Consider the following 14,794-nt stretch of genomic DNA (forward strand, 5'->3'; position numbering starts at 1 on the left):
TAAAGGGGAATCCATAGGATTCCTCTTTAATTTTTATTTTGGCATTCAATTTTTTTTGAATGCCCCCCCTTAAAAAATGCCTTTACTTTTTGCTCTAAATTATTTTCCGCTTCCTTTTTAATATTTCCCTGGCCCTCTTTCAATGCAGGTAATGTGATCACTTTATAAAAACCACTTTCTTTTCCCTCTTCACCGGATGTTATTAAAATTGTTTTTTTATTACATTTTTTGGCCAACTGTAACAATTCAAATGGGCCTTTTCCAGCAGCTGATTGGGCATCAAAATGGCCTTCCCCTGTAATCACCAAATCCGCTTCTTTTATTTTTGCTTCCATATGGACCTGTTCAAAAAAGTAGGTTGCTCCAGGGAATACCTCCACGGGAAAAAAGGCACTCAAGCCCAGGGCAATTCCTCCAGCCGCTCCAAAACCTGGTTGATCAGCTAGCTTCCGAATAGATTTCTTTTTCAGCAATTCGAAAACCCTTATTGAACCCTTTTCAAATTCCTTTAAATCATCTTCCAATAATCCTTTTTGTGGGCCAAAAACTGGTATGGCTCCCTTTTCCCCAAAAAAGTAATTATTGACATCACAGAGGCAAGTAAAACTTAGTTTATAGTTTCTTGGAGGCCTTTGTATGTGGGCAATCCGGGATAAAAAACCTAGACTAAATTGGGGAATTTCCCTTCCATTTTGGTCCAAAAAAAGAAATCCCAAAGCCCTAAGAATCCCTGTTCCCATATCCACCGAAGCACTTCCCCCTAGCCCCAAAACGATATGGTTTATTCCTAATTCACTCAGTTTTTTAATCAATTCCCCTGTACCATAACTGCTCGTCACCTTTGCATCCCGTTCATAAGCTTCAAGCCATTTTATCCCTGATACCGTAGAAACATCCAAATAGGCAACTTTTTTACCCGTGTCAAAATACACTTTCCCGGTAACAGGCTTTCCAATTGCATTCAATGCAATAATTTCCAAAGACTGTACACACAGGGAACTGGCTAGCAAATCACAGGTACCATCTCCCCCATCAGCTATAGGGGCTAAGTTTGTTTGGGCATCAGGAATTGCAGATTCAATGGCTTTTTGGATAATAATTGCAGCCTGGTCTGCCTCAATGGTTCCTTTGAAAGCATTGGGTGCTACCAGGATTTTCATTTTTTCAGATTTTTCATTCTCCAAAAATAATCTTTTGTGGCATCCCTGACCTTGGGAGCCAAATACAAAGCGGATATCATCGTGGGAAAAGCCATGATGGCATACATTCCATCCACAAAACTCATCACCACTTTTAATGAAACTACTGCTCCACCCACTATGGTAATCAGGTAGAAATAATTATAATAATCTGCCCTGTTGGCGCCAAACAAATAGCCGAAGCATTTGTGTCCGTAATAGGAATAGGTAAACATGGTAGAAAGAGCAAAAACCAGTACAGCAACCATAAGGAAATATTTTCCAGCCCCGGGAATACCACTTTCAAATGCAGAAAGAGTCATCAGCACACCGTCCTTTTCCCCACTTTGCCAGACTCCGGTAACCATTATGGTCAAAGCCGTCAAAGTACATACTATTATGGTATCAATAAATGGCCCCAACATGGCAATCAAACCTTCCCTCACTGGTTCTGAATTTTTGGATGCCCCATGGACCATAGGGGCCGTACCAATTCCTGCCTCGTTGGAAAAGGCAGCTCTTCTGGCTCCGGTGACAATTACCGCTCCCACAGCCCCACCCATCACTGCTTTACCGGTAAAAGCATCTTCTATGATAAATAAAAGGGATGAAATCACCTGATCATTGAATTTGAAAAGGATAATCAAAACACTTACAAAGTATAAGGTTACCATAAATGGAACGAGTCTGGAGGCCACTGAAGCAATCCTTTTGATCCCCCCCAAGATTACAACGGCCACCAAAACCATCATGGAAACTCCAAGGATCCACCTAGTAAGGTTTCCTTTATCCAGGCCATAAGGTTTCAACATCACGACCCTGATCACATCTGTCAATTGATTGGCCTGAAATATAGCCAAAAGTCCCATAATCCCGGCCAGGCAAAAGATAACCGCTAATGGTTTCCATTTTTTACCCATGCCCTCTTCTATCACATACATCGGCCCTCCTTGTAAATGCCCAGAACTGTCTTTGCCACGGTACATAAGGGCCAGGGTACAGGTAAAATATTTGGTAGCCATGCCGACAAATGCAGAAACCCACATCCAAAATATGGCACCCGGGCCTCCTGTACTGATAGCCAGAGCAACCCCACTGATATTCCCCAGTCCAACGGTGGCAGCAACTGCTGAGGATAGGGCTTGCAAGGAGGTGATATCCCCAATGGCATTTGGATCATCAAACTTCCCCCCAGCTATCCTTAATGCGTGCCCAAATTTTGTAAAGGGCAAAAAGCCGGAATATAAAAACAATAAAGAGCCACCTCCCATTAGAAGGTACAATAAAGGTTGGCCCCAAATCCAATTACTAAAATCAATGATCAAATCTCCCATAAATCTCGAGGTTGCAGGAACATGGGCTGATGAAAAGGTTTTCCGCCTTTTTTTTCCTGACTGTTCTATTAAAGCAGAAGCCGGTAAAAAGATACCCGGCTTCCAAAAATTTAGTTTCTTTATTTTTTCCGGTTCAAGCTATAAAAAAATATGCAAACTGTCATTGAAAAAATCGGGAAGAAAAGGAGGTTTATGGTATTTGGGAGAATTTCTTAACAGTTTATGGGTACATTTTACGATGTACAAAGGAAATTAACTTAGGGTAAGCATTTCCATTTTTTTTTTGAACCCCTAACCGTTTTAGGGAATGAAAACACACATAAAATTAACTGATTTTTCATATGTAAAGACAGAATTCCCTTTCCGGTACATCATTTTGAAAATGTCTGGGTTATGAAATAACCATATTAATGGCTCAGGATGATATTCAAAGGATTCAATTAATTGGTGAAATGATCATAAATCTTTAAATTAATAGGATATCAGATTTGAATTATCCAAGGATCCACATTTCAGATTTAGATAATTTGTATGAACAATAAACCAATCTCAAAAAATGGAAAATAACCCAAATCAACAATCCAATTCTTATGATGTTAACCGGGCAAGTAAATGCCCTTTTTCCGGAACCCCACCTAAAAAGGCTGCTGGAGGGGGGATGCAAAACCAAGACTGGTGGCCTAATCGGTTAAATCTCAAAATCCTTAGGCAAAACTCTCCATTATCTAACCCTATGGGTGAGGATTTTAATTATGCAGAAGCTTTCAAAAGCATAGATTATAAAGCCCTAAAAAAAGACCTCCATAATTTGATGACCGACTCCCAGGACTGGTGGCCGGCTGATTTTGGCCATTATGGCGGGCTTTTCATCCGGATGGCCTGGCACAGTGCCGGGACCTATAGGATTGGCGACGGCCGTGGTGGAGCTGGTGCAGGACAACAACGCTTTGCCCCTATCAACAGTTGGCCGGATAATGCCAGTTTGGATAAAGCCCGTAGGCTGCTCTGGCCTATCAAACAGAAATATGGTAAAAAAATATCCTGGGCGGACTTGATGATCCTGGCCGGTAATGTTGCTTTGGAATCTATGGGTTTCAAAACTTTTGGCTTTGGAGGGGGCCGGGAAGATGTTTATGAGCCTGAGGAAGATGTGTACTGGGGTTCTGAGACCAAATGGCTGGAGGATAAAAGATATTCCGGAAAACGTGACCTGGAAGATCCACTAGCAGCGGTAGTGATGGGATTAATATATGTGGACCCGGAAGGGCCCAATGGCAATGGGGATCCATTATCTGCTGCTACCGATATTAGGGAAACCTTTGGCCGCATGGCCATGAATGATGAGGAAACAGTTGCTCTTATTGCTGGTGGTCACTCTTTTGGGAAAACCCATGGAGCAGCCAATCCTGATAAATACATAGGCCCAGAACCTGAAGCAGCCCCAATTGAGGAACAAGGGTTAGGTTGGAAAAACACCTATAATACAGGAAAAGGCCCCGATGCCATCACAGGTGGACCTGAAGTGATTTGGACTCAAACCCCTACAGAGTGGAGCAACAACTTCTTTAAAAACCTTTTTTCCTACGAGTGGGAAATGGCCAAAAGTCCTGCGGGTGCTAAGCAGTTTGTCGCCAAAGATGCTGAAGCTACCATTCCTGATGCCTACGATCCCAATAAGAAGCATAAACCAACCATGTTGATCACAGACCTTGCTTTGCGCATGGATCCGGAATACGAAAAGATTTCCCGTAGATTTTACGAAAATCCGGATGAGTTTGCAGATGCTTTTGCCCGGGCCTGGTTCAAATTGGTTCACCGGGATATGGGACCAAAGGTTCGTTACCTTGGACCAGAGGTTCCTGATGAAGATTTAATCTGGCAGGACCCAATTCCGGAGGTTGACCACAAGTTGATCGAGGAAAAGGATATTGCGGATCTAAAAGGCAAAATTTTGGAGACCGGGTTATCAGTATCCGAGTTGATTTATACCGCCTGGTCTTCTGCTTCCACCTTCAGGGGGTCTGATAAAAGAGGAGGAGCCAATGGTGCCCGAATCCGTTTAGAACCTCAAAAAGATTGGGAAGTCAACAAGCCAGAACAACTGGCCAAAATTTTGAATAAACTTGAGGGTATTCAAAAAGAATTCAATAATGCCCAATCCGATGGAAAAAAAGTTTCTTTGGCAGATTTAATAGTTCTTGCAGGTGGTACAGGATTGGAAAAAGCCATCAAAGATGCAGGTCATAATATAAAAGTTCCTTTCAGTCCAGGGAGAATGGATGCCTCTGAGGAATTAACTGAAGTGGAAACTTTCACCTATTTGGAGCCTGTGGCAGATGGTTTCCGGAATTATCGAAATACCAAATTCGATGTTTCTACAGAAGAATTGCTTGTAGATAAAGCTCAACTGTTGACACTTACTGCTCCGGAAATGACGGTCCTGATTGGTGGCATGAGGGTATTGGGAACTAATTATGATGGTTCCAAGCACGGAGTATTTACCGACAAACCAGGCAAACTGACCAATGACTTCTTTGTCAACCTGCTTGATATGGGCACTTCCTGGAAACCTATTTCGGACGACAAAGAAATCTTTGAAGGCAGTGACCGCAAAACAGGTAAGGCCAAATGGACCGGGACCCGTGCGGACCTGATCTTTGGCTCCAATTCCGAATTAAGGGCAGTTGCTGAAGTCTATGCCTGCGCAGACAGCCAGGAGAAATTCGTTAAGGACTTTGTGGCAGCTTGGGAAAAGGTAATGAATTTAGATCGCTTTGATTTGAAAAAGTAGAAAGGTGTCCATGAATCCGCCTCAGCGGACAATTTTATTTGGATTAACTCGAATTTTAATGGAAATAATCTTTTTGATAAAAATTTTATTTTTCATCAAAAGGTAGAGAACTCCCATTGAAAGCAAAAAAAGGTGATGCTGAAAAGTATCACCTTTTTCTTTACCATCTAATTTTGGATAATATTGATCAATCAGGATGTTGTGAAATACCTGCCTGGAATAGTTAAAAAAATTTGTGACGGCAACAAGCACAAGAGATTCACCCCCTACCTTTCAATCTTATTAAATGAAAAAAAGGAAACTAAAAAAGCCTCCTTTTTTTATGATATTCGAGAATCGAACACAATGCTAAACAATAGTCAAATCATTTAAATAATAGTCAAAATTTACTTTTTAGATGCCTCAATAAGCATTTTGTTGATTTTAAGCATCTTTTGGGTTTTGCTTGATTTGGAGAGAACAACATCGGCCTTCTCTTTGAGAGCCTTTATTTTTCTAAACTGTTTTGCAGTAAAATCCGATTTAGGCGTTTGTTCAATTTCATGCAGGGTGAGCTTCAGTTTTGACCAAGCTTCCAAACGACTTCGTTCTTTATCAGTAATATGCATTACTGATCCATGACGGGGGGTGAAATTACCCTCTGTGGCCGTATTCTGCACAAAGGTGAAATTTTTCAAATCATCACTCTTACAGAACTGGTAATAGCCTTTTATATAGCAGTCATACATCAGGATATACTCATCAGAACCAATCAAAGGAAAAACGCTTGAACCTTCTACAGGGGCTTCCTCGGTGTTATGAAGGTGTCGATATTCAATATCATAAGGACCAGTAAGGTTTTTACTTGTTGCACGCATCACTCCATTATTGGTTCGGAATCCATTATTATCAGCAGGAATTCCTTCATCCTTAAAGAAAAGCACAAATTCATTGTTTTTATGGTCAAAAACGATGTCCCCATCAATGGCTGCTGTTCCAAAATCAAAGAGCAACTTAGGCTCAGTGATGTCAGTAAAATCTTCATTTACATAGGAATAAAAAATCTTGAAATAGGGTTGATAACGATCTCCAACTGGATATTCCCAATCATGCCTTCCAATAGAATAGTAAATCAAATATTGTTCCTTTTCCGGGTCCCAGATAGTTTGTGGTGCCCAAACGGCATGTAGATTTTCCCTGTCAAAGCCTTCCAAATCAGGAAACCTTGTTGGAAAGTCAATATTAGTATGCTCCCAGTGGAGTAGATCTGTACTTTTCATTAGCACAAGCCCATCATTACTTTGCCATCCTTCACTGGACCTCATATCAGTCAATACCATATAGAAAGTTTTACCATCCTCTGCTCGCATGATATGGGGATCGCGGATGCTTTTTTTCAAGGCAATTTTATCTGAGGAAATGACTGGCCGCCCATCGTTCAGGGACTTATAATTCAATCCATCCTCGCTAATGGCATAGCGGACCTGTTCCCCTTCTGGGGTATTATTGGAAAAAAATGCAAAAAGATAACTGCTATAGGGGGATTTTCCTGCTTGTTGTGCCTCTGCAAGGTATGGAGTTACTGCCAAAACAAAGGGCAGGACTGTTTTTATCAGGGTTTTCATTTTAATTACGTGTATTTTTTACATTTATTTCAACAAATATAAAAATGATTTTCATTCAAGCCATTTTTATTTAAGCTTGTTTCATTACCAACTATGATAACAACCATATTATCCCCCTTGTTTTAACTAGTATTTAATTTCAAATCTGCTACCCTATTTAATGGGAATATTTAATTTTTTGATCCAAATCATCCATTTAATTGACACAAATCATAGTAATAAAAGGAAAATCCTAGGAAATTAATGTCATAGAACTCTGAAATACACCCAATACTGATCTATTAATGATACCTACTTCAGAGGGTAACGGCAATACTGAAGGGAAAAATAAAGCAATTAATAAAAATTTAAACCTAAGTTGATGCCTTCTTTTTCATCCACTCCCTAACACAATGAAGATTGAAGGTTAAACATATTTGGTGAATTTATTCTCTTTGTTTTATGGTCTTTTCTCAAATTTTTAAGGGAAAAGTTGATTATCATTTACACCAACTGACTGGGGATAATAATATAAGTTATAGAAATACCCCCTTTGTGCATCAATATCGTGAAACGTAATTTTTAAGCGATAACCTTGTTCTTAGTGAATACAGAACCATTCAAAGCAAGGCTTTCCAGATTTACCACCATCAAAAAAAACTCATGAAAAATATTCTGGTATTGACAGATTTCTCTGATGTGGCTTACAATGCCAGTTTGTTTGCCATGAAAATGGCCAAACAAATCAATGCAGAAATCCATTTCCTACATGTAATTTATACTTCTGAAAACAGGTTCTATTTGAGCGGGAACAACAAGCTGGATGAATCCCGTAAAAATATAGAAATAGAAAAATCAAAAGCAGGAATGGCCATCCTCATGACAATCGCGAAAAGTTTTGGCATAATCGCAAAAAATCACATCACTTATAATAAAGCTCATTTTGACATAGAAGATCATGTAAAAAGCTATAAGGATGATTATGTGGTTATTGGTTCCCATGGGGCTAATGGCATTAAGGAATTATTTTTTGGCTCCAATGCCCAGAAAATCATCAGGTATTCTCCTTGTCCCACCTTAGTGATTAAGGGAAAAGCAGAAAATACTCAAATAAGACAAATCGCCTTTGCCTCTTTATTTCATGAGGAGGATCATAAATCCTTCCGTAAGGTGCTTGAATTTGCAGATACCATTGGCGCCCAAGTCAGCCTTTTATATGTAAACACTCCATTTATTTATGAAAAGGAGGATAAAATTTCTGAAAGAATTCAGCAGTTTCTTAGCAAAGTACCTGGGTATCCCGAAAAGCAATTCAAATCCTATATAGAGTTCGGCAAATACTCTGAAGAAGGCATGTTGGATTTTATAAAAGAAAATGAAATTGATTTGCTGGCTATACCAACCTCGGGTAGAAACCCCATTTCAAGAATGCTCAAATCCAGTTTTACAGAAAAGATCGTCAACCATATAAAGAAACCTGTATTGACCATTTTGGAAAAATAATGGGAACTGAACTTCTAAGTCAGTTGGATGAAAATTGATTGGACCACTGAGCCATTGTAGTTATGTACAATTACCTATTTTCCATTGATCACAAAAAATCAGTAGTAAATCAAAAAAAAGCACTCTATTTTTTTAATTATTAACCATTTAATGATTTTTACCCCATATTTAATTTATAAATATAAAATTTAATGAATCTTAAAATCAGTAGTTCCTGTCAAATTGCCTTAATTTCATTTGTTTTTGTGCTAATACTAGGTCCCCACCTAACTCTTGCGCAAAAAACAAATATTAAAAATGATACATTCTGGAACACTAAAAACGGAAAACCTATTTATAGTCAGGGAGGTGGAATTTTCACCTTTACCGACCCAAAAGATGGCGTGAAAAAATATTTTTGGTATGGGGCCCATTATAAAGAAGCAGAACTGTATCGAAATGACCCCACGATCACTCAAAAAGGTGTACATTTTAAAGCTGTTACTTGTTATACCTCCACAGATTTGGTGAATTGGGAATACAAGAGCAATGCACTTGAAAGATCGGAAGTCGAACAAAACTACAGTTCTGCACATTGGATGGGGAGACTGGGAGTAGCTTATGTAAAAGAAATTGACAAATATGCCATGTTTGTCCAGCATAATAACGGAGTGCTGATAGCCCTTTCTGATATTCCTACCGGACCTTTTAAGGGTCATAACCGGTTGGATATGACGGATAGGATTGGTACCCCAAATACCGGGGATCAAACTGTTTTCACTGACCCGGATACTGGAATTTCGTATTTGGTTTATTCTTACGGTAGGGGCAGAAATAAGATATACATATCAGAAATTGGCGTAAAGGACGGAAAGGTAGATTTGCTGGATGTTACCCAAATATTTAGAGGTAAAGGACGGGAAGGGAATTGTATGGTAAAACATAATGGAAAATATTATGTGTTTGCATCCAACCTATACGGTTGGGATTCCTCTTATGCCTATTATCTGGTTTCCGATGACATTAGGGGGCCTTATTTACCTAACAATAAAATGCTGATTACCCCTGGGAGTTACGATGATTATGCCCATGTAACACAAACAGGTTTTTTTGTAAATGTAAATGGAACGGAAAAAGAAACGGTAATTTATTGCGGTGATCGTTGGGCAGACTTTGCCGGAAATGGTTTGGGGTACAATCAATGGTGTCCTCTTTCATTTGAAGGAGAGACCCCTTATTTCAACTCATTGAATTCATGGGTTTTAAATGAATCCACTGGAGAATGGAGTGTAAGTAAGGATAACAATTTTGTGAAAAATGGAAGTTTTGAAGCTGATAGAAAGGAGATTCCAAGTCCGGTGAAACCCATACAAGAGCAACTATTGGGATGGCATTCTGAAGTTAAACAAGGTAACGTCATTGTTGTAGGCTCAGATGAGTCCCCAGTTTTAAACTTTTCGAACTCAAGGGAGGATAGAAGACACGTTATAGGTGAAAGGAGTTTAAATATTGCAGATAATATAGAATTTAAAAGAAAGGTTTTTCAAATTTTAGCATCTACACCTTATGTTGATTTAAAGGATGGCTCCTATAAATTATCGGCAAAAATTAAAAACTCAGGAAATTTCGAGAAGTTAGAGATGTATGCAGAAAGTGGAGGAAAACGGAGGTTTACAAAAATCACAAAACAAAATAATAATTGGATTAATATAAATATCAAGGATCTCGAAGTAACAAATGGAAAAGTAGAAATTGGTTTTGTTGCTCATGGAGAAGCAGAAGCTAATTGCCAGGTTGATGACGTCATATTGGTGCAAAACTAAATGATCCATGTTAAAGTCACGAATCAGGAAAAAAATTAGGCTCATGCCTCTGAAATAAATCAGTAAAAGATAGATCGGAATATACATGGTGATATTCCGATCATTTTAATTTAACTCCAATTAATTTCCTTCAATTTATTATCAATCCCCTTTATGCTGCATAAAGTCAGGGAAGCCACTTTCTGTCCAGCGAATTTTTCTGGCTCTCGTTGCACGGTTGGGATCGGACAATTCATGCCCCTTAATTTCTTTATAATCCCGTGCATGGTAAATCATCACTACATCTCCTTTTTCGTTGGTGGTGAATGAATTATGTCCAGGCCCATATCTGTCCAGGTCTTCATTGGTATAAAAAACAGGTCCTGGTGATTTACTCCAGTTGTCCTTGTTCAGAAGATCTGCTTCTTCATCGATCCACAATAAGCCCACACAATAATTGTGATTGGTGGCACTGGCAGAATAGGTGACAAATATTTTTCCATTATTTTTGATCAGGGCAGGACCTTCATTCACATTGTATTTTATTCTTTCCCAACTGAACTCCGGTTCTGTCAATACAATTTCCGGTCCAGTTAGGGTAGTAGGATCTTTCATTTCAGAAAGTACCAAAGCTGTACCATGCTCCCCTCCCCTTACATTTTGGGCCCAGATCATATACCTTTTGCCCTGATGTTCAAAAGTGGTGGCATCCAAGGAAAAAGATGATTGGTCAGTAATAATTTGGCCTTCCTCGGTCCAATCTCCCTCCATGGGGTTTTCAGATGGATTGGAAAGGACCCACATCCTGATATTCCAGATATTTTCTGCTTCACCTGCAGCAAAATAAATGTACCACTTGCCATCAATCTTATGTAGCTCAGGAGCCCAAATATGTGCTCCCATTACGCCCTCCTTATGTTTATGCCAAACAGTTTTCTCTTCCGCCTCCTTTAATCCATTGATGCTATCAGCTTTACGAATAACAATCCTGTCATATTCCGGTACGGTAGCTATCAAATAATAAGTACCCCCATCCGTTTTATACACCCAGGGATCTGCACGCTTCTCCGCAATTGGATTTTCAAATTCCAGGCTTTGGGAAAAAAGGAAATGAGGGAATACAAAAGCTATGGCCATCACCAGGCCTATTTTTAATAGGTTCATTATTATTAGGATTTTTTATTGTTTTGTAAATATAGGTATGCCTTGGAAATCGAAGCAATAAATGGGCCAGGGAAAGAGGGGATTTTAAGATTTGTCCAAATGATACTGCATTTGAATTTTTTTCTTGGTTAAAAAGCTCCAGTTGGAACTTGACCTTATAAATATTAATTGGCAGAAGCGCTCATTTTAATTATGGGATATTCTAAGGAATACGACCTTAAAAAAAACCACTTTTAATATCACTTTACTTTCTTATTTTTATGGGCAAATACTGCAATACATGTCGCATCAAAAGGGCAAAAAAATCGTCATCAAAATCGGATCCAATGTTTTGACACAATCCGATGGAACTCCTGACCGGGAGCGGATGGCGGCATTGGTGGATCAAATTTCTTTTTTAAGGGAAAAAGAGTTGCAGGTTATCCTGATTACTTCAGGGGCAGTGGCTTATGGGAGAAAATCCTTTTCCCTGATCGAAAAAACCGATGCCGTGGTGCAAAAGCAGATCCTTTCGGCCATTGGACAGGTGGAATTGATTCAGGCTTACAAGCAATTGTTTCTGGAAAAGACGGTTCCTGTTGCCCAGATCATGGTCACCAAAAGTGATTTCCGGGACCGGAAACATTACCTCAATATGAAAGGCTGTCTGGAGGGCTTGTTGAAAAACAAGGTACTGCCTGTGATCAATGAAAATGATACAGTGTCAGTGACCGAGCTGATGTTTACTGATAATGATGAATTGGCCGGCTTGGTGGCAGCCATGATGGATGCGCATACTTTGATTATTCTCAGCAATGTAGATGGGATATTTAATGGGCATCCAGACCATCCCGAAACGGAATTAATCGAGAGGGTTGCACCTAACTCCCCATCCCTGAGCCATTTTATTGCTGCTAGCAAATCCTCCTTTGGCCGGGGCGGTATGATCACCAAAATGAATATGGCCAAAAAATCAGCCAATCTGGGCATTGAAGTGTTGATTGCCAATGGGAAAAGGGAGAATGTGCTCATCGATTATTATCATAACAAGCTGAAGTGCACCTATTTTGAACCGGGTAAAGCCAAACTAAATCCCAAAAAATGGATTGCCCATAGTGACCATTACTCCAAAGGAGAAGTGGTGATCAACCAGGGCGCGGAAAAAGCATTGAACTCCGGTCAAACGGTTAGTTTACTTCCTGTGGGTATTCTGGCCATCCATGGGGATTTTATCAAAGGTGAGGTGGTAAGAATTATAGCTGAAGATGGAAGGAAGATTGGACTGGGCAAAGCTGCTTATGGTGCCAAAGTAGCCCAGGAGAAATTAGGCCTCAACAACCAAAAGCCCTTGGTACACTATGATTACTTGTATCTCTTTGATCATAGCGCTTAAAAAATACAGACCACTAATTATTCGAATTGTCACTCCCCTACCCCTTGAAGGTTTTTAGATCCTATTAGTTACCGGGAGCAATTGAGCCCCATTTCTTCCCCAACTTGACAAATGTGGTGCCTGAAACTCAATTATCATGATTTTAAAATCAAATATCCCCTTGAATTAGGGTTTTCACTTAATGAAAAAAAATCCGGTCAATTGACCGGATTTTTATATTCTCTTCTATTTTTAAATTACTTTCTCATCTCTTTAAATGCATTAATCAAACCATTGGTGGAGGAATCATGGGAGTTGATGGTATCATCGTTTTCCAGTTCGGGAAGGATCTTTTTGGCTAAGATCTTTCCAAGCTCCACTCCCCACTGGTCAAAGCTGAATATATTCCAGATTACGCCTTGAGCAAAGATTTTGTGTTCATACATGGCCACCAAGGCTCCCAAGGTGAATGGATCAATCTTCTTCACCAAAATGGAATTTGTTGGGCGATTTCCTTCGAAAACTTTATGAGGGGCCAATTTTTCAATTTCTTCTTTGGATTTTCCAGCTTTTTCCAGTTCGGCCTTCACTTCTTCCAGGGATTTCCCATTCATCAGGGCTTCTGTCTGGGCAAAAAAGTTGGAAAGCAATTTGACATGATGATCTCCTACTGGATTATGGGAAATAGCTGGAGCAATAAAGTCACAAGGTATCAACTGGGTTCCTTGGTGGATCAATTGATAAAAAGCATGTTGGCCATTGGTACCTGGCTCTCCCCAGATGATGGGGCCGGTGGTATAATCCACCTTTTGGTTATTCCTGGTGACATATTTACCATTACTTTCCATATTTCCTTGTTGGAAATAGGCAGCGAAGCGGTGCATATATTGATCATAAGGCAAAATAGCCTCGGAAGCAGCTCCAAGGAAATTGGTATTCCAAAGGCCAATCAAAGCTAAAATCACGGGTATATTTTCCCCAAAGTCACTTTCCCGGAAATGCTTATCCATGGCATGGGCGCCTTCCAACAGTTTTTCAAAGTTGTCAAAGCCAATGGCACAGGCAATCGGCAACCCAATGGCTGACCACAAGGAGTACCTACCTCCTACCCAGTCCCAGAAAGCAAACATATTGTTAGGATCAATGCCAAATTCCTTTACAGCTTCCCCATTAGTAGAAAGCGCCACAAAATGCTTGGCAATGGCTTCTTCATCCTTAGCATTTTCCAAGAACCATTTTCTAGCCGAATGAGCATTGGTCATGGTTTCCTGGGTGGTGAATGTTTTGGAGGCAATAAAGAACAGAGTGGTTTCGGGATCTACTTTTTTCAGAGTTTCCGCGATATGGGTTCCATCTACATTGGAAACAAAGTGTATGTCCAGGTTTTCATTTTGATAAGGTTTTAGGGCTTCAGTCACCATTACCGGCCCCAAATCACTTCCCCCAATACCAATATTTACAAGGGATTTGATAGGCTTGTCGGTATAGCCCTTCCATTTTCCTGAGCTGACCTGGTCAGCAAATTTTTTCATTTGCTCCAACACCGCATTGACATCCGGCATAACATCTTTACCGTCCACCTTTACTGGTGTGTTGCTTCGGTTTCTTAAAGCAGTATGTAAAACGGCCCGGTTTTCAGTTTGGTTGATAGCTTCTCCTGAAAACATGGCCTCAATGGCAGATTTTAATTCAGTTTCTTTAGCCAGATCCATTAGGGTCTTAAAAACCTCATCATCCAACCTGTTTTTTGAAAAGTCCAACAAAATATCTTCAAACTGGATGGAATAATCTTTATATCGGGATGGGTTGGCGAAAAGTGATTGTATGGTGGTTGTTTTCTTTTGCTCAGCTAGTGATTGCAATTTCTTCCAAGCTTCGGTTGTGGTAGGGTTAATATTTTTCATCAGCTTAAAATAATAGGTTTATAATTTAGGATTGGTGGACAAAAATATGATTTATATCCAAAGCATAAAATTAATGATTGCGTTGGGTTTTCGATTGAAAGATTGAAAGATTTTAAAATTGACAGGTGGGAATATAGAAATTTAATCATTATCTGTCTCTTCTAATAAATGTCCAAATGACTTTAAATATCCTGCCAACTTTCCT

At 39.7% G+C, this 14,794-nt stretch carries 9 protein-coding genes; 4 read left to right on the forward strand and 5 right to left on the reverse strand.

The window, feature by feature from the left end:
- Positions 1–26 precede the first annotated feature (26 nt).
- Both QWY93_RS01580 and QWY93_RS01585 read right to left on the reverse strand, forming a co-directional pair.
- The gene (locus QWY93_RS01580) at positions 27–1,160 is read right to left on the reverse strand and encodes a glycerate kinase family protein (RefSeq protein ID WP_290246435.1); all 1,134 of its coding nucleotides are present in this window, start codon (positions 1,158–1,160) and stop codon (positions 27–29) included.
- On the reverse strand, positions 1,157–2,512 hold the full coding sequence (locus tag QWY93_RS01585; RefSeq protein ID WP_290246436.1) for an alanine/glycine:cation symporter family protein: 1,356 nt from the start codon (positions 2,510–2,512) through the stop codon (positions 1,157–1,159). Before QWY93_RS01585 ends, QWY93_RS01580 begins: the two co-directional genes overlap by 4 nt.
- Before the next feature lie 556 nt (positions 2,513–3,068).
- On the opposite strand from QWY93_RS01585, the gene katG reads away from it, so the two are divergent.
- On the forward strand, positions 3,069–5,303 hold the full coding sequence (gene katG / locus QWY93_RS01590) for a catalase/peroxidase HPI (protein ID WP_290246437.1): 2,235 nt from the start codon (positions 3,069–3,071) through the stop codon (positions 5,301–5,303).
- A 386-nt stretch (positions 5,304–5,689) separates the two neighbouring features.
- Here the strand turns inward: katG and QWY93_RS01595 are convergent, their stop codons facing one another.
- Positions 5,690–6,907, reverse strand: a complete 1,218-nt coding sequence (locus QWY93_RS01595; RefSeq protein WP_290246439.1) for a glycoside hydrolase family 43 protein — start codon at positions 6,905–6,907, stop codon at positions 5,690–5,692.
- A gap of 642 nt (positions 6,908–7,549) precedes the next feature.
- Between QWY93_RS01595 and QWY93_RS01600 the strand changes: the two genes are divergently transcribed.
- On the forward strand, positions 7,550–8,389 hold the full coding sequence (locus QWY93_RS01600; RefSeq protein WP_290246440.1) for a universal stress protein: 840 nt from the start codon (positions 7,550–7,552) through the stop codon (positions 8,387–8,389).
- Between the two features lie 191 nt (positions 8,390–8,580).
- Positions 8,581–10,191: a family 43 glycosylhydrolase gene (locus QWY93_RS01605; protein WP_290246441.1), complete on the forward strand. Its 1,611-nt coding sequence runs from the start codon at positions 8,581–8,583 to the stop codon at positions 10,189–10,191.
- A 141-nt stretch (positions 10,192–10,332) separates the two neighbouring features.
- On the opposite strand, the gene QWY93_RS01610 is transcribed toward QWY93_RS01605, so the two are convergent.
- A complete protein-coding gene (locus tag QWY93_RS01610; protein WP_290246442.1) occupies positions 10,333–11,334 on the reverse strand; it encodes a glycoside hydrolase family 43 protein in 1,002 nt (333 codons plus the stop codon).
- Between the two features lie 280 nt (positions 11,335–11,614).
- Between QWY93_RS01610 and proB the strand changes: the two genes are divergently transcribed.
- Positions 11,615–12,706: a glutamate 5-kinase gene (proB, locus tag QWY93_RS01615; protein WP_290246443.1), complete on the forward strand. Its 1,092-nt coding sequence runs from the start codon at positions 11,615–11,617 to the stop codon at positions 12,704–12,706.
- A gap of 236 nt (positions 12,707–12,942) precedes the next feature.
- Here proB and pgi read toward each other — a convergent pair whose 3' ends face one another.
- Positions 12,943–14,589 (reverse strand): glucose-6-phosphate isomerase, encoded by a 1,647-nt coding sequence (gene pgi / locus QWY93_RS01620; protein WP_290246444.1) that lies wholly within the window; start codon positions 14,587–14,589, stop codon positions 12,943–12,945.
- Positions 14,590–14,794 lie beyond the last annotated feature (205 nt).

Origin of the sequence: Echinicola jeungdonensis (assembly GCF_030409905.1) — a bacterium.
Lineage (GTDB): Bacteria > Bacteroidota > Bacteroidia > Cytophagales > Cyclobacteriaceae > Echinicola > Echinicola jeungdonensis.